A 17,465-nucleotide genomic window follows, 5' to 3' on the forward strand; every position below is an offset into this window, starting at 1 on the left:
AACAGAGGCCAGTGGCTGGGTTCTGCCCGTTGGGGCAATACCGGGCCACCATTACCGGTTAATTGGGCTGCACTTTAAGAGATTCAACGCCGTTCGGCAAAGGCTGAAAATCACCGCCCGGTATTGGGGTTAGCTCAGGCCGGCGGCGAAGTTGGCGATTTTGTCATGCCAGTGGCTGGCCCGGGCATTCACCGCATCCTGGTCGATGTGACGCAGTTTACCCCGTGCCAGCTGTCGACGCCCAGCAATCCAAACATCGCTCACCCGGGAACCGGTCTGGGTATAGACCAGCGCCGACAGAGGGGAATAGACCGGCCCCTGGCGTGGCCCATCCAGTTTTACCGCGGTGATATCCGCCTGCTTGCCGACCTCCAGGCTGCCGACCCGGTCGGCAATACCCAACGCCCGGGCACCGTTGATGGTGGCCAGGCGCAGGGCGGTGTGGGCATCGACGGCACTGGCGTTGCCGCTGGCGGCCTTAGCCAGCAGGGCGGCGTACTGCATCTCGGAGAGCATATCGAGGCTGTTGTTGCTGGCGGCACTGTCGGTGCCGAGGGCGACGTTGATGCCGGCCTCCAGCAGGGGCTGCACCGGGCAAAAGCCGCTGGCCAGTTTGAGATTGGACTTGGGGCAGTGGACAACACTGGCCTGGGTCTCGATAAGGGTGGCGATGTCCTCATCGTTGACCTGGGTCATGTGTACGCACTGGGTGTGGGGGCCGAGCACGCCCAGCTGCTGCAGCCGGGCCAGTGGCCGCAGGCCATACTGCTGCAGGCTTTCGCTCACCTCATGAGCGGTCTCCTGGCAGTGGATGTGTATTGCGGCCGGCCAACGCTCGCGCACGGCCAACACCTTGCGGAAACTGTCGTCAGAGACCGTGTACGGCGCGTGTGGGCCAATACCGAGCGTAATCAGTGGGTCGTCCTGTAACTGCTCGCGCAGCTCCACAGTGGCGGCCAGGTAGGCGTCTGGCGTTTGCTGCCAGTTGCTCGGGAAATCGAATACCGGTGGCGCCAGGTGCGCGCGCATGCCCACCGCCTGTGCGGCCCGGGCGGTGGCCTCGGGGAAGAAGTACATATCGGCGAAGCAGGTGGTGCCGGTACGGATCATCTCGGCCATGGCGGCCAGGCTGCCGTCGTAGGCAAACTCCTCGGAGACAAACTGGCCTTCGGCGGGCCAGATGTGCTCCTGCAACCAGGCTTCCAGCGGTAGGTCATCGGCAAAGCCGCGCAGCAGGCTCATGGCGCTGTGGCCGTGGGCGTTGATCAGGCCGGGGATCAGCAGGTGGTTGGCCAGGTTGACCTCCTCCCGTGCCCGGTAGCGGCTGCTGGCCTCGGCCGAAGGCAGCAGGTCGACAATAACACCGTCATCGATGGCCAGGGCGGAGCGCTCCAGCAGCTGATTCTCTTCGTTGACGGTGGCCAACCAGCGGCTGTGAATCAGGGTGTCGATTTTTTGTCTGTTTTTTGAGCTGGATTTGGTCATGGTGGGGGCTTAGGTTGCGTTGTTTTAGGGGCCGTTGTCGTGTCGCTGGCCGAATCCGGGGCAGTATAACCAAAGGCTCGGCCGCAAACATTAAAGTGAGTGCCTATCTTACTGATTTTATGGTACTATTCCGCGCTATTGTGCTGCTGAAACAGGGCGCTTGCCGGGCGCTGTAGCCAAGCCAGGATAACACCTGTCTGTGAACTCCAGATGATCGCTCCAGCGCCTTGATCTCAGCACCACCCTCCACCGGAATCACCACAAAAACAGACCAGACCGGAACCAGGCGACCACTCTATGGCCGAAATTGCAAGAGAAGTATCCCCCGTCAATATTGAGGACGAACTCAAACAATCCTACCTAGACTACGCAATGAGCGTTATCGTCGGACGCGCACTCCCCGATGTACGGGATGGCTTGAAGCCGGTGCACCGACGAGTTCTGTTCGCTATGAACGAACTCAAGAACGATTGGAACAAATCCTATAAGAAATCAGCCCGTGTGGTGGGCGATGTTATCGGTAAATACCACCCGCACGGCGACTCCGCGGTGTACGACACCATCGTGCGGATGGCGCAACCGTTCAGCTTGCGCTACACCCTGGTTGATGGTCAGGGTAACTTCGGTTCCATCGATGGCGACAGCGCGGCGGCCATGCGATACACCGAGATCCGCATGGAGAAAATTGCCCATGAGCTGCTCTCCGACCTCGATAAAGAAACCGTCAATTTTGTAGAAAACTACGACGGCAACGAGCTGATTCCGGAAGTTCTGCCCACCCGCATTCCCAACCTGCTGATCAACGGCTCCTCCGGTATTGCCGTGGGCATGGCCACCAATATTCCTCCGCACAATATCCGCGAGGTGGTTAAAGCCTGTCTGGCTCTGATCGACGACAACACTCTGGATATCGACCAGCTAATGGAGATTATCCCCGGCCCCGATTTCCCCACCGGCGGTATCATCAATGGCCGTGCGGGTATTGTGCAGGCCTACCGTACCGGTCGTGGCCGCATTTACGTGCGCGCCAAGGCCGACGTTGAACGCGACGATAAAACCAACCGCGAAACCATCATCATCACCGAGATTCCCTACCAGCTGAACAAGGCGCGGCTGATCGAGCGCATTGCCGAGCTGGTTAAAGAGAAGAAGATAGAGGGCATCTCCGAGCTGCGCGATGAGTCTGATAAAGACGGTTTGCGGGTGGTGATAGAGCTCAAGCGCGGTGAAGTGGGCGAGGTGGTGCTCAATAACCTGTTTGCCCAAACCCAGCTGCAGAGTGTGTTCGGCATAAACATTGTTGCTCTGGTTGATGGTCAGCCCAAGGTGCTCAACCTGCGCGAGCTGCTGGATCACTTCCTGCTGCACCGCCGCGCGGTGGTGACCCGTCGCACCGTCTTCCTGCTGCGCAAAGCCCGCGACCGTGGCCACATTCTGGAAGGCCAGGCGATTGCTATCGCCAGTATCGACCCTTTAATCGAGCTGATTAAGGCCTCGGCCACGCCCAACGACGCCAAAGAGGCGATGATCAGCCGTGGCTGGCCGATTGGTAACGTCTCCCAGTTTCTGGAACGCGCCGGTGCCGACGCCTGTCGGCCGGAAGGGCTGCCGGCGCAATACGGCGTAAAAGATGGCCAGTACTACCTGTCGCCGGCCCAGGCCGAAGCCATTCTGGCGTTGCGCCTGCACCGTTTAACCGGCATGGAGCACGACAAACTCCTGGCGGAATACGAAGAGAAGCTGCAGCAGATTGCCGAGTATCTGGAGATTCTGCAAAACCCCGAGCGCCTGATGGCGGTAATAAAGGAAGAGTTGGAGGAGGTTCTCACCAACTACGGGGATGAGCGCCGCACCGAGATCCAAAGCTCCATGACCGACCTGAGCATGGAGGATCTGATCACCGAAGAGGATAGGGTAGTGACCATCTCCCACGGTGGTTACGCCAAAACCCAACCCCTTGATGCCTACCAGGCCCAGCGCCGTGGCGGCATGGGTAAAGCGGCGACGGCCGTTAAAGATGAAGACTTTGTCGAGCATCTATTAATAGCTAATACCCACGATACTCTGCTCTGTTTTACCAACGCCGGTAAGGTCTACTGGCTGAAGGTCTATCAAATTCCGGTCGCTGGCCGGCAATCCCGGGGGCGGCCTATGGTCAACCTGCTGTCGCTGGATGAGGGTGAGCGCATCACCTCGATTCTGCCGGTGAAGGAGTACAGCGAAGACCACTTCATCTTTATGGCGACTGCCAACGGCACCGTTAAGAAGACCCCATTAACGCAGTTCTCCCGTCCGCGTAGTGTCGGTTTGATCGCGCTGGCATTGGATGAGGGCGACCACTTGGTGGGCACCGCACTCACCGATGGCAGCTGTGACGTCATTCTGTTTAACTCCGCTGGTAAAGCGGCGCGCTTTAAAGAGACCGACGTCCGCCCGATGGGGCGTACCTCGCGTGGTGTGCGCGGTATTCGCCTGCCGGAAGGGCACAATGTCATCGCCATGGTGATCCCGGCCGAGGGCGGACGCGTGCTGACCGTCAGTGAGAACGGTTATGGCAAGCGTACCGATACCACCGAGTACCCAGCCAAGGGGCGTGGTTCCCAGGGTGTTATCGCCATGGCTGTCTCCGAGCGTAACGGTTCGGTCGTGGGCGCGGTGCAGGTCTTCGATGGCGATGAAATCATGCTGATCTCCGACCAGGGCACGCTGGTTCGTACCCGCGTGGACGAGGTCTCCATCTCCAGCCGTAACACCCAAGGTGTACGCCTTATTAAGGTGCGAGAGGGCGAGCATATCGTTGGCCTGCAACGTATCGAGGAGTCATCGGTAGAGGTTGAGCTTGGCGAGGAAGGCGGCGAGCAAAACGGCGAGGGCAGCAGCGAGGAAAGCGGCGAGGAGTAACCTACGGCCTGCTGAGACCAATTTGGAGCCTCTATTGAGCCAGAAAGGCGCTCAATCTAGACGCGACCGCGTAGTTTAGTGGCCCCAAATGAGTGTCAACAGACCTTAGCCTTGCCGGCTTGGTGGCGAGCTGTGAATACGGATTAAAACCTGTATTATGCGAAAACTTTTGACTGGATTGTGTTGCGGGAACCATAGCCAACGTGTCTGACAACGAAACGAATCTTTCCGAACAAGAACAGCTGGGTAAGCTGCGCGATTGCATTGATGAGGTCGATCAGGAGATCGCCGAGCTGATCAATAAACGCGCCCGCTTCGCCCAGGAAGTGGCGCAAATCAAGCACGATCATGCCGCGCTTGGCCAAGAGGTGGTTTACTACCGGCCGGAGCGCGAGGCACAGGTGCTACGCAAGGTGATGGAGCGCAACCAGGGGCCACTCTCCGGCGAGGAGATGGCGCGTCTGTTTCGCGAAATCATGAGCGCCTGCCTGGCGCTGGAGCGCCCGGTCTCGGTTGCCTACCTTGGGCCAGAAGGCACCTTTACCCAGCAGGCCGCACTCAAACACTTCGGCCACTCCGCTAATACCGTCTCCATGCCCGCTATTGACGACGTCTTCCGCGAAGTGGAGTCGGGTAGTGTGCTCTACGGTGTGGTACCGGTGGAGAACTCCACCGAAGGGGTCATCAACCACACCCTTGATAACTTCATGACTTCGTCACTCAAGATCTGCGGCGAGGTGGAACTGCGTATTCACCACAATCTGCTGGTTTCCGAAGTGACCAAATTGGATTCCATCACGCGTATCTACTCCCACTCCCAATCCCTGGCCCAGTGCCGCAAGTGGTTGGATAACTACTACCCCATGGCGGAGCGGGTGGCGGTGGCCAGTAATGCCGAGGCCGCCAAGCGTATCAAAGGCGAGTGGAACTCAGCGGCGATTGCTGGTGAGCTGGCTGCCCGCCAGTACGGGCTGACCATCCTGAACGAAAAAATCGAGGATCAACCCGATAACTCGACGCGTTTTTTGATCATCGGTGCGGAGGCGGTGCCGCCCAGTGGTGAGGACAAAACCTCAATCATGGTGGCCATGAAAAACAAACCCGGCGCGCTGCATAACCTGCTGCAACCCTTCCATGAGAACAATGTCGACCTCACCCGTGTTGAAACCCGGCCCTCCAAAACCGGAGCTTGGAGTTATGTCTTCTTTATTGACTTCAATGGCCATATTCAAGACGAACGGGTCAAAAAAACGCTGGATCAAGTAGACGCCTGTGCTACGGATGTTAAAGTTTTGGGTTCTTACCCCAAGGCAGTGCTCTGACTATTAGGGATAAAATCGTTCACCGGGCAGCAATCACCCATTGGTGTGGGGCTGCGTGAATGCAATGGCAATTGAGTCGGTTAACAGCGGAAAGGATACGGTATGAGCACCAACATCAAATGGCATGATCACAATGTCAGCCACGAGCAGCGCGTTCAACAGAAGCTGCAAAAACCCTGCATCCTTTGGTTTACCGGATTAAGTGGTGCCGGCAAGTCGACACTGGCCAATGCGGTAGATGCCGAGCTCTACAAGCGCGACCGGCACACCTACCTGCTGGATGGCGATAATGTTCGCCACGGCCTCAATAAAGACCTGGGCTTTACTGACGAGGATCGGGTTGAAAACATCCGGCGCATTGGCGAATCCTGCAAGCTCTTTGTTGATGCCGGCCTGATAGTGCTCAGTGCGTTTATCTCCCCCTTCCGTTCCGACCGGAATTTGGTTCGCGAGCTGGTAAAAGAGGGGCAGTTTATCGAGATCTACGTTGCCACGCCTATTGAGGTGTGCGAGCAGCGTGACCCGAAAGGGTTGTACAAGAAGGCTCGTACTGGCGCCATCAAAAATTTCACTGGTATCGACTCCCCCTATGAAGAGCCGGAAAGCCCCGAAGTCTACGTTAATACCGCGGAGCTTGGGTTGCCGGAGGCGGTGGCCAAGGTGGTGAGTTATCTGGAAAGTCAGCAGATCATTCCAGCCCTATAGGCTGCAGTGCAGGTTTGATGACTCCCGCTGTGTGATTTCAGGTAAAAAAACAGGTGAATAAACTCGTTGTTGTTGGGGTTGGTTTAATCGGTGGTAGTTTCGCTGCGGCTTTGAAGCGGGCGAAGGTTGCCTTCGAGTACATCGGTGTTGCCCGAAGAGAATCCGTTCGGCAGGAAGCTGTCGCGGTGGGGCTGGTGGACAGAGCCGTGGCTACCCTGGCTGAGGTCGCCCCCGAGCTGGGTGAGGGCGATGTTGTCTTTATTGCGGTGCCGACCCTGTCGGTGGCCAAGGTGATCGAAGATTGCGCCCGGCTGCTGGACCCGAAAGTGATCGTCACCGATGGCGCCAGCGTCAAAGGCTCTATCCTGCAGGCGGTCGAGGCCGCCTATGGCGAAATCCCTGGTCAGGTGGTTTTGGGGCATCCCATTGCCGGCTCGGAGAAGAGTGGCGTTTCCGCCGCAGACCCCTATCTCTATCGCAAACATAAAGTTATCCTCACGCCCACTGCGCAAACCGATAAAAGCTGCCTGCGTAAAATCAGCGATTTATGGCTGTTGGCCGGGGCTGAGGTGGTCTACATGGATGTGGAGGAACACGACCAGGTGCTGGCGGCCACCAGTCATCTGCCTCACCTGTTGGCGTTTGCCCTGGTCGATGCTCTGGCCCGTGATGAAGAACATGAAAACATTTTTCGTTACGCCGCCGGTGGCTTTCGTGACTTTACCCGTATCGCCTCCAGCGATCCGCAGATGTGGCATGACATTATGTGTGCGAACGGCGCCGCGATTGTCCGTTCGCTCGATCTTTTCACCAACAATATTCAATACCTACGCGATGCTATCGTCAGCCAAGAGAGCACTAAGATTCTCGAGTTGTTTACCCGCGCAAAATCGTCCCGCGATGAGTTTGCCAAGCTGATCAGCCATCGCACCCGAGACGCAAAAATGCAAAATATCATTAACTATCGACTGCAACCTGGGGGTTCGGTGACTGGCCGTATCCGGGTTCCGGGCGATAAATCTATCTCCCACCGCTCAATCATGTTGGGCTCATTGGCCGAAGGTACCACCCAGGTTACCGGCTTTCTGGAGGGCGAGGATGCCCTGGCCACCATTGCCGCCTTTCGTGGCATGGGCGTACAGATAGAAGGGCCGGAAGCGGGCCGTGTTACTGTACATGGTGTTGGCCTGCACGGCCTGCAACCACCGGCCGAGGCGCTCAATATGGGCAACTCCGGCACCTCCATGCGCTTGTTGAGCGGTATTGCCGCCGGCCAGAGTTTTGACGTGACCCTCACCGGCGATGAATCACTCAGCAAGCGGCCAATGAACCGGGTTGCCGACCCTCTGCGTTTGATGGGGGTGACCGTCGATACCCAGGAGGGTGGCCGGCCACCGATTACTATCCATGGTAAAGGTAAAACTCAGGCGATCCACTACGACCTGCCGATGGCCAGCGCCCAGGTGAAATCATGCGTGCTGCTGGCAGGGCTTTACGGTGAGGGTACCACCTCCATTACCGAGCCCGCGCCCACCCGCGATCACACCGAGCGCATGTTGCGGGGCTTCGGCTACCCGGTAGCGACCGACGGCGCCAACGTCTCTCTACCGGGCGGGGGTAAGCTGGTGGCGACCGATATCGACGTACCGGCGGATATCTCCTCGGCCACCTTTTTCCTGGTGGCGGCGGCCATTACTCCGGGTTCTGATCTCACTCTGGAGCATGTCGGTGTCAACCCCACCCGTATTGGGGTGATCAACATCCTGCGGGCCATGGGCGCCAATCTGCAACTGAGCAACGAGCGCGAAGTCGGTGGTGAACCGGTGGCCGATATTCGTATTCAGTACGCACCACTGAAGGGGATTGATATCCCGGAAGATCAGGTGCCTTTGGCTATTGATGAGTTTCCCGCGCTGTTTATCGCCGCCGCCTGTGCTGAAGGGGCTACCCGCTTATCAGGTGCGGAAGAGCTGCGTGTGAAAGAGAGTGACCGGATTCAGGTGATGGCCGATGGCTTGGTGAACCTGGGCGTTAAAGCCACACCCACTCCCGACGGCATGATTATCGAACCGGGGCCCATTGGCGGTGGTGATATCTTCACCCACCACGATCACCGCATTGCCATGGCCTTCACGGTAGCGGCCCTGGCGGCAACCGATGAGATCCGTATTCATGACTGTGCAAATGTAGCCACCAGTTTCCCGGGGTTTGTCCCATTGGCGAAACAAGTGGGTATATTGATAGAAGAACAAACTTTATAGAATGGCTCGTTTGAGAGAATATAATCCGTTTCGCAATTTTTAAGGCCGCGTGGTAACACAGGCAAAATCCACAACCTAAGGCTGTGATCACTCATGACTATAGATTTTAATCTTACTCACCTGAAGCAACTGGAAGCAGAAAGTATCCACATTATTAGGGAAGTGGCTGCTGAGTTTGATAAGCCGGTAATGCTCTACTCCATTGGTAAGGACTCGGCGGTGATGCTGCATCTCGCTCAGAAAGCCTTCTATCCGGGCAAGCCGCCGTTCCCACTGATGCACGTCGATACCACCTGGAAATTCAAAGAGATGATTAAATTTCGCGACGAAATGGTCGAGAAATTGGGGTGGGATCTGATTGTTCATGTCAACCAGGAAGGTGTTGATATGGGCATTGGGCCATTCACCCACGGCAGCGCCAAACACACCGACGTCATGAAAACCGCTGCTTTGAAACAGGCGCTGGATAAATACGGCTTCGATGCCGCCTTTGGTGGTGCCCGCCGTGACGAGGAGAAATCCCGGGCTAAAGAGCGGGTTTACTCCTTCCGTGATAAAAACCACCGCTGGGACCCAAAAAACCAGCGCCCAGAGCTGTGGAACATCTACAACAGCCGGGTCGATAAGGGCGAAAGTATCCGCGTGTTCCCGCTCTCCAACTGGACTGAGCTCGACATTTGGCAGTACATCCACCTGGAAAGCATACCCATTGTGCCGCTCTATTTTGCCGCCAAACGGCCCGTGGTAGAGCGCGATGGCGTACTCATTATGGTCGACGACGAGCGTATGCCGTTAGAAGAGGGTGAAGTACCCGAAGAGAAAATGGTGCGCTTCCGTACCCTGGGTTGTTACCCATTGACCGGTGCGGTTGAGTCTGAAGCTGCCACCCTGCCGGAAATTATTCAGGAAATGCTGTTAACCACCACATCAGAACGACAAGGCCGGGTTATCGACCACGATAGCGCCGGTTCCATGGAGAAGAAAAAGCAGGAGGGCTACTTCTAATGTCTCATCAATCCGATTTGATCGCAGAAGATATCAACGCCTACCTGGATCAACACGAACGCAAAGAGCTGTTGCGCTTTCTCACCTGCGGCAGTGTCGATGACGGTAAAAGTACGCTGATTGGCCGGCTGTTACACGACTCCAAAATGATTTTTGAAGACCAGCTGGCAGCGGTGCAGTCCGATAGCGCCAAGCATGGTACCACCGGTGAAAAACTCGACCTGGCCTTGCTGGTTGATGGCCTGGCGGCAGAGCGGGAGCAGGGCATCACTATTGATGTGGCCTACCGTTACTTCTCTACCGATAAGCGCAAATTTATCATTGCCGACACCCCGGGGCACGAGCAGTACACCCGCAATATGGCCACCGGTGCCTCAACCTGTGACCTGGCGATTATCCTGATCGATGCCCGCCACGGTGTCATGACTCAAACCCGTCGCCACAGCTACATTGCCTCGCTGTTGGGGATTAAACACATTGTCGTGGCGATCAATAAAATGGACCTGGTGGCCTTCAGCCAGGAGCGCTTCGAGGAGATTAAAGCCGAATACCTGCCCTTTGCCGAAGAGCTGGGCCTGAAGGATATTCAGTTTGTACCCATCTCGGCGCTGGATGGCGATAACGTCGTTAATGTCAGTGAGCACACCGGCTGGTACACCGGCAAAACGCTGATGCAGATTCTCGAAACCGTCGAGATCGCGCACGATAAAAACACCACCGACTTCCGCTTTCCGGTGCAGTATGTCAACCGGCCCAACCTCGACTTTCGGGGCTTTTGTGGCACGGTGGCTTCCGGTGTGATCAACGTCGGTGATGCGATCAAAACCCTGCCTTCCGGTAAAACCAGCAAGGTGAAGCGCATTGTCACCTTCGATGGCGACCTGCCCTACGCTTTTGTTGGCCAGGCGGTTACCCTCACTCTGGAAGATGAGATCGACATCAGCCGTGGCGATATGATTGTTTTGGCCGACGATAAAGTAGCCCTGACCAACCACCTGCAGGCGCACGTGGTGTGGATGTCTGAGCAGGCGATGAAGCCAGGCAAGCAGTATCTGGTGAAGTTCTCCAGCAAGGCCACTACCGGTCATTTCGAGAAGGTAGAGTACAGGATCGACGTTAACACCCAGGCGCACAGCGCGGCGGAAGCCCTGGAGCTTAACGATATCGCCGTTTGTGACCTGGCGCTAAGCAGCGATGTTGCGCTCGACCCCTACAAGATCAACCGTGCCACCGGTGCTTTCATCGTTATCGATCGACTCTCCAACATTACCGTTGGTGCCGGTATGGTTATTAATGCACTGGCTGAAGCTGAGGTAACGCTCGACAGCAGTGACGTGAGTGAATTCGAGATAGAGCTCAATGCCCTGATTCGTAAGCACTTCCCGCACTGGCAGGCGTTAGACGTCACCAAGCTGATCAAGTAGACCGGCCATCACCCGCTAGTTATTGGCCGTTGGGTGGTCAAGCCTCATCACTCTTTGCTACTAATGAGTGAAAGGTTTGACCTACCCACGTAGGGTCAATCGCACCTCTTTTACTTCTCCTTGCCACTATTTCATAGCCTCTGCCAGCTTTAGCCTTTGGGTTCTCATTTCTGTCACCTAGAGGACTCAACAATGCGTTTGAACAGCAAGTGGCTACTGCCGGTAATACTCTCCATTTTTTGTAGTTTCGCGTCAGTCAGCTGGGCCGAGCCCGGCGACAACCCACCAGCAGCGGCGGCAGCGGTGGCGCCGGTTAATATCAATACCGCTTCCGCGGAGGAGCTGGCGGCGAGCCTGGTGGGGGTAGGGCCGTCAAAGGCGGCAGCGATTGTTGAGTGGCGTGAAGCCAACGGTGGTTTCAAGCATTTGGAGGAGCTGCAGGAAGTAAAAGGCATTGGGGCAGCGATTCTTGAGAAAAACCGTGATAGAATCGCCCTCTGACTGCCGGTAGGGTGGCAGCTGTGGGCTGTAGCTGGTTATGCCAAATCTGGCAATAAACCTACAGGCCCCGTGAGCCCCCCAATCAGCCTCGATCCGCATAATGCCCGACTCGATCGGGCATTATTGTGTTCCGGTAGTGGTATTTTGTTGAATCAATTGAGGTTTTTGAAACAGGCCTATGCTGGAAAACTCGGATCAAAACCTTGGGCCACGTCTGGTGGTGGCGCTCGATTTCGATTGTGCAAGTGATGCCGTTGCATTGGCGCAACGATTGGATCCACAGGAGTGCCGGTTGAAAGTGGGCAAAGAGCTGTTCACCTCTGCCGGGCCTCAAATCCTGGAACAGCTGCACCGCCTCAATTTCGACCTGTTTCTCGACCTGAAATTTCACGATATCCCCAACACCTGCGCCAAGGCGGTGAAAGCCGCCGCTGAGTTGGGGGTTTGGATGGTCAATGTGCACGCCAGTGGCGGCCGGCGGATGATGGTTGCCGCCCGCGAAGCCCTCGAAGCCGCTTCTTTGGAGCGCAAGCCTAAGCTGATCGGTGTTACCGTGCTCACCAGTATGGGCAAAGAAGATCTGCTTGAGGTTGGCGTTAGCAAGGAGCCGGCTGAGCAGGTGCTGGCTCTGGCGCAGCTGGTTAATGACTCGGGGCTTGATGGTGTGGTCTGTTCTGCCCAGGAGGCGCAAACCCTCAAGCAGGCCTTCGGTAGCCAGTTTTGTACGGTTACCCCCGGCATCCGGCCCGTTGGCAGTGCGGGTGATGATCAGGTACGCATCACCACCCCCGCCCAAGCGATTGCCCTAGGTAGTGATTACCTGGTGGTAGGCCGTCCAATCACCCGGGCAGCAGACCCGCACCAGGCGTGCAAAGCCATAGCCGCCGACATCAAGCTCGCTTTAAGCCCATCTATTTAGCTCGGAACAGTACAGTGCAATACCCCGTAATCACAATCGACGGTCCCAGCGGGGCCGGTAAAGGAACCCTCTGCCTCTGGTTGGCACGCCAACTTGGTTTTCATCTATTGGACAGTGGTGCGCTCTACCGTTTGAGTGCTCTGGCCGCGAAGACCTTAGGTGTTGATGACAACGATGAGGACAAGGTGGCTGAAATCAGCAAGCATTTGGATGTCGATTTTCTACCCACTGACAACGGTGTGGCGGTGATGCTGAGCGGTAGTGATGTGTGTGCCTTGTTGCGCACCGAAGAGGTGGGTATGGCGGCTTCCAAAGTGGCTGCCTACCCAAAAGTTCGCCAGGCGCTGGTTGAGCGGCAGCGCAACTTCGCCAGTGCGCCGGGGCTGATTGCTGATGGCCGGGATATGGGGACAACCATTTTTCCAGATGCAGACGCCAAAATATTCCTCACCGCCGGGCCGGAAACCCGGGCCGAACGCCGCTATCAGCAGCTGCAATCCGCCGGTACGGCCGCCGATTACGAACAGATTTTGGCGGATATCCGGGCGCGGGATGAGAACGACAGTAATCGCGCAGTTTCCCCCTTGGCGCCAGCCAGTGATGCCTTGGTGCTCGACAGCAGTCATCTGACCATTGAAGAGGTTTGCCAACAGGCGATGGCCTACATAGAGAGTAAGGGCGTTAAATAGCTGCTGAACTTTTGTTTTATTACGTCTCTAATCAGCTAGGATAACTTGCTGGTGGAGTTTGGGGCCAATTGCCGGTAGCTAAACCAGCAACGATAAAACTAAACCAGCAACTATAAAAATAGTGCCCTGGGGGGGTGTGAGTTGCATAGCTTTCTATTGTATTGGCTACTATTTGCGGCCATTGCCGCCGGTTTCTTCCTGGGGCGTTTCAGTCGCCAGTCGCCAGTACTTACCCTGCACAAAACCACCCAGAGCATAGACCCGGATTACATACGGGGTCTCAACCATCTGCTCAATGAAGATGCCGACGCCGCCGTCGACACCTTTACCGAGCTACTTCCTGTCAATGCTAAAACCCTGGAAACCCACCTCGCCCTAGGGGCATTGTTGCGTCGCCGCGGTGAGGTCGGGCGGGCGATTCGAGTACACCAGCACCTGGTCGATCATCGTGAGCTGAGCCGGCTCGAGCGGCAGCGGGCACAGCTGGAGTTGGGGCTCGATTACCTCAAAGCTGGTGTGTTGGATCGAGCCGAAGCGCTATTTGAGGGGCTGCACAACTGCCCGGATGAAAAAGTGGTTGTGCAAAGTCTTGGTTATCTGGCAGAGATCTACCGCGATGAAAAAGAGTGGCTGAAAGCAGCCACGGTGATCGACCGCATGCTGGACAGCAGAGCCGTTGTTAATCAAGCCAGATGGCGGGCAATGCAGTCCCACTTTTATTGTGAGCAGTCGCAACTGGCACTGAACGGTGGCGATACCTCCTCGGCGCGCAAGTATTTAGCCAGAGCCTCTATCGCCGATGGCCACTGTGTGCGTGTCTCTTTGCTGTTGGCCAACTTGGAGCTGAGCCAGAAGCACTATCGCAGCGCCATTCGTTACCTAAAACGGGTCCCGGAACAGGACCCGGATTACATACCAGAGATCCTCCCAGGGTTACTCGAAAGCTATCAGGGTCTCGATGCCGTGGCTGAGCTGATCGACTACCTCAAAAACCTGCAGGATACCTACCCCAGCAGTTCAGTCCTTATCTCCTTGGCCGAGCAGGTGAAACAGCACGAGAGCGAAAGCGCGGCAGTGGCTTTGCTGAACCAAAAAATTCACACGCGGCCGTCACTGCGGGTAGTTGGCAAGTTTTTAGACTTTCACTGGAGCAAGCGAACCCGAGATGAGAGCGACAAAGAGCAAACCCTGGTTCGCTCGCTGTTTGAGCTGCTGCTCTTGCATAAGTCCTACTATCGGTGTGAATCCTGCGGATTTTCCGGCAACCAATTGCATTGGCAGTGTCCGAGTTGCAAAAGCTGGGGGACGATTAAAGCGGTCAAAGGTCTGGAGGGGGAGTGAATGGCCGGTTGGTGAAGTTTTAGCCATAAATACCTATAAAAAACAAGAACTTATTTTTTCATGGCAATCTGTTGACAGGGCCCGAGGTGGTCTATAAGATACGCGCCATTCCTGAGTGACCCCGCTCAGTATTCTTCCGGCATAGCTCAGCGGTAGAGCAGTAGACTGTTAATCTATTGGTCCCTGGTTCGATCCCAGGTGCCGGAGCCAAATTCCCAACGTCTGGTTTTGTATTTGTGGTATTTTTGCCACCCCCCGCCCAACCAGACGTACTCTTCAAAGCCAACTAGGCCTACCCCAAAGCCAACAAAGTCTATCGGGTTATCCTTGCCTTTAGCTTAGCTTTCTGGTAGCCTGCGCGCTCTTCGGAGAGAGCGCGTAGTGCTAATCTCTCGCTAAAAGAAGACCCAGTGCAAAAAACCACTAGCAGACATACTGATTGGTGTGAATTTTTAGCCGGGTCTTTAAAAACCCCAATTTGATCGGCAAGGCGGCCAGAATATCCCTTAGTTCGGTCAATTATCAGCAACAAACCCGCATAATCTGGCATTGCGGCAAGTGTTGTCCTGATCCTAACGCGTAGTCGTGGGCTTCGGAAGCACTCCAATCTATAGGTATTAGAATGAGCGAAAGCTTTGCAGAGCTGTTTGAAGAAAGTTTAAAAAGTGTCGACATGGTGCCTGGCTCCATCGTAACCGGTGTGGTTATCGATGTAGACAAAGACTGGGTTACCGTACACGCCGGCCTGAAATCCGAAGGTGTAATTCCTGCCTCTCAATTCCTGAACGACAGCGGTGAGCTGACGTTAAAAGTCGGTGACGAAGTACAAGTTGCACTGGAAACCGTTGAAGATGGCTTCGGTGAAACACGTCTCTCCCGTGAAAAAGCCAAACGTGCTGAATCCTGGAAAATTCTGGAAGCCGCCCACGCCGCTGAAGAAGTGGTTAAAGGTGTTATCAACGGCAAGGTTAAGGGTGGTTTCACCGTTGACGTTTCCGGCATTCGCGCCTTCCTGCCAGGTTCTCTGGTAGATGTCCGTCCAGTTCGCGAAACCGCGCATCTGGAAGGCAAAGATCTCGAATTCAAAGTTATCAAGCTGGACCAAAAGCGTAACAACGTTGTGGTCTCTCGCCGTGCTGTTCTCGAACAAGCCAACTCTGCCGAGCGTGAAGAGCTGCTGGCCAACCTGCAAGAGGGTATGGCGGTTAAAGGTGTGGTTAAAAACCTTACCGATTACGGTGCCTTCGTTGATTTGGGCGGTGTTGACGGCCTGCTGCACATTACCGATATGGCTTGGAAACGCATCAAGCACCCCAGCGAAATTGTTAACGTTGGCGACGAAATCGACGTTAAAGTGCTTAAGTTCGATCGCGATCGCAATCGCGTCTCTCTGGGCCTCAAGCAACTGGGCGAAGATCCATGGATCTCCATCACTCAGCGTTACCCAGAAGGTGCCCGTGTTAAGGCTACCGTTACCAATCTGACCGACTACGGCTGTTTCGCCGAGCTGGAAGAGGGTGTTGAAGGTCTGGTGCACGTTTCCGAAATGGATTGGACCAACAAAAATATCCACCCCTCCAAAGTGGTACAGCTGGGCGATGAGGTTGAGGTAATGATCCTCGATATCGACGAAGAGCGTCGTCGTATCTCCCTGGGTATCAAGCAGTGTCAAGAAAACCCATGGGATGCCTTCGGTCGTCAATACGCCAAAGGTGACAAAATCTCCGGCAAGATCAAGTCCATCACTGACTTCGGTATCTTCATTGGTCTGGACGGCGGCATCGATGGTCTGGTGCACCTGTCTGACATCTCCTGGAACGAAGCTGGCGAAGAAGCCGTTCGCGCTTACAAGAAAGGCGATGAGCTCGAGACCGTTATCCTGGCGATCGACCCAGAGCGTGAGCGTATCTCCCTGGGTATCAAGCAACTGGAAACCGATCCATTCTCAAGCTTCGTAACTGAGAACGATAAAGGCGCCATCGTTGTGGGTACCGTAAGAGAAGTTGATGCCAAAGGTGCGGTAATCGTTCTGGCTGAAGATGTAGAAGGTACCCTCAAGGCCTCTGAAATCAGCCGCGAGAAGGTTGAAGATGCCCGCAATGTATTGAAAGAAGGTGAGGAAGTCGAAGCTAAGATCATCGCTGTTGATCGCAAGAATCGACAAATCAACCTCTCTATCAAGGCTAAAGACCAAGACGAAGAGAAAGCGGCTATTAAAGAGCACTCTTCCAAGTCTGCTGATGCAGCCGCCCCAGCTACTTTGGGCGATCTGATCAAAGCTCAGATGGAAAACCAAGACAACTAATTAACCAATTGTTGTCAGTAAAGAAAGCGGCTTCGGCCGCTTTTTTTGTGCCAGGCTGAAAGGGCCTGCCACACTGGTTTCATAGCCACTCATCACTTTTCATTGCACTCTCCCCCCTGGTTACCCCGGTTAAAACAGAGTTTTTCTTGCCTGTGTTTATCGATTGGTATATAAATCAAACACTTAGGAAGCTAACGAGTACATATCTTACCGATTGATCTCCGCCAGTAGGCTGTGGCGGTCAGTACCAGGGGTGAATTCGTATGACCAAATCTGAACTCATAGAGCGGATTGCAGAGCGTCAGGATCAGTTGTCTGCCAGGGATGTGGAGTTGGCTGTGAAGCTAATTCTCGAGTATATGTCTCGCATGTTGGCCAATGGCGATCGCATAGAGGTGCGCGGGTTTGGCAGCTTTTCGCTCCATTACCGCGAGCCACGCATGGGCCGTAACCCGAAAACCGGCGATCCTGTTGAGTTGGAAGGCAAATTCGTACCGCACTTCAAGCCCGGTAAAGAGATGCGGGATCGGGTCAACGACAGCATTTAACCCGCCGTACTGTATCTGTGGTGTAGCGTTTGGCGGTTGTGGAGCCGGAAGTCGGCTTG

General features: G+C 55.5%; 13 protein-coding genes and 1 tRNA gene. 13 read left to right on the top strand and 1 reads right to left on the bottom strand.

Annotated features, from left to right (window positions below; genetic code table 11):
• Positions 1-129 precede the first annotated feature (129 nt).
• Positions 130-1,485, bottom strand: coding sequence for a TRZ/ATZ family hydrolase (locus SBL51_RS14425; RefSeq protein ID WP_317931723.1), 1,356 nt, complete (start codon positions 1,483-1,485; stop codon positions 130-132).
• Positions 1,486-1,782: 297 nt separating this feature from the next.
• Here SBL51_RS14425 and gyrA point away from each other — a divergent pair, with 297 nt between their 5' ends.
• The 13 genes from gyrA (at position 1,783) to ihfB (ending at position 17,406) form a co-directional block, all read left to right on the top strand.
• Entirely contained in the window at positions 1,783-4,386 is a 2,604-nt protein-coding gene (gene gyrA, locus SBL51_RS14430; protein ID WP_317931724.1) for a DNA gyrase subunit A, read from the top strand.
• Between the two features lie 203 nt (positions 4,387-4,589).
• On the top strand, positions 4,590-5,708 hold the full coding sequence (gene pheA / locus SBL51_RS14435; protein ID WP_317931725.1) for a prephenate dehydratase: 1,119 nt from the start codon (positions 4,590-4,592) through the stop codon (positions 5,706-5,708).
• A gap of 102 nt (positions 5,709-5,810) precedes the next feature.
• Positions 5,811-6,413 (top strand): adenylyl-sulfate kinase, encoded by a 603-nt coding sequence (gene cysC, locus SBL51_RS14440; protein WP_317931726.1) that lies wholly within the window; start codon positions 5,811-5,813, stop codon positions 6,411-6,413.
• 53 nt (positions 6,414-6,466) lie between these two features.
• Positions 6,467-8,674 carry a bifunctional prephenate dehydrogenase/3-phosphoshikimate 1-carboxyvinyltransferase gene (locus SBL51_RS14445; protein WP_317931727.1) on the top strand — a complete coding sequence of 736 codons (2,208 nt, stop codon included), beginning with the start codon at positions 6,467-6,469 and terminating at the stop codon, positions 8,672-8,674.
• 93 nt (positions 8,675-8,767) lie between these two features.
• Positions 8,768-9,679: a sulfate adenylyltransferase subunit CysD gene (gene cysD / locus SBL51_RS14450; protein WP_317931728.1), complete on the top strand. Its 912-nt coding sequence runs from the start codon at positions 8,768-8,770 to the stop codon at positions 9,677-9,679.
• Entirely contained in the window at positions 9,679-11,103 is a 1,425-nt protein-coding gene (gene cysN, locus SBL51_RS14455; protein ID WP_317931730.1) for a sulfate adenylyltransferase subunit CysN, read from the top strand. Before cysD ends, cysN begins: the two co-directional genes overlap by 1 nt.
• 192 nt (positions 11,104-11,295) lie before the next feature.
• On the top strand, positions 11,296-11,604 hold the full coding sequence (locus SBL51_RS14460; protein WP_317931731.1) for a ComEA family DNA-binding protein: 309 nt from the start codon (positions 11,296-11,298) through the stop codon (positions 11,602-11,604).
• 178 nt (positions 11,605-11,782) lie between these two features.
• Complete coding sequence (gene pyrF, locus SBL51_RS14465; protein WP_317931732.1) at positions 11,783-12,523, top strand: orotidine-5'-phosphate decarboxylase; 741 nt, start codon at positions 11,783-11,785, stop codon at positions 12,521-12,523.
• 14 nt (positions 12,524-12,537) lie between these two features.
• Positions 12,538-13,212: a (d)CMP kinase gene (cmk, locus tag SBL51_RS14470; protein WP_317931733.1), complete on the top strand. Its 675-nt coding sequence runs from the start codon at positions 12,538-12,540 to the stop codon at positions 13,210-13,212.
• A 141-nt stretch (positions 13,213-13,353) separates the two neighbouring features.
• Complete coding sequence (lapB, locus tag SBL51_RS14475) at positions 13,354-14,553, top strand: lipopolysaccharide assembly protein LapB (protein WP_317931734.1); 1,200 nt, start codon at positions 13,354-13,356, stop codon at positions 14,551-14,553.
• A 135-nt stretch (positions 14,554-14,688) separates the two neighbouring features.
• Positions 14,689-14,763, top strand: a tRNA-Asn gene (locus SBL51_RS14480).
• A 412-nt stretch (positions 14,764-15,175) separates the two neighbouring features.
• On the top strand, positions 15,176-16,858 hold the full coding sequence (gene rpsA, locus SBL51_RS14485; RefSeq protein WP_317931735.1) for a 30S ribosomal protein S1: 1,683 nt from the start codon (positions 15,176-15,178) through the stop codon (positions 16,856-16,858).
• Between the two features lie 263 nt (positions 16,859-17,121).
• Positions 17,122-17,406 carry an integration host factor subunit beta gene (gene ihfB / locus SBL51_RS14490; protein ID WP_317931736.1) on the top strand — a complete coding sequence of 95 codons (285 nt, stop codon included), beginning with the start codon at positions 17,122-17,124 and terminating at the stop codon, positions 17,404-17,406.
• Positions 17,407-17,465 lie beyond the last annotated feature (59 nt).

Source organism: Halioxenophilus sp. WMMB6, from assembly GCF_033283405.1.
Classification (GTDB): domain Bacteria; phylum Pseudomonadota; class Gammaproteobacteria; order Pseudomonadales; family Cellvibrionaceae; genus Halioxenophilus.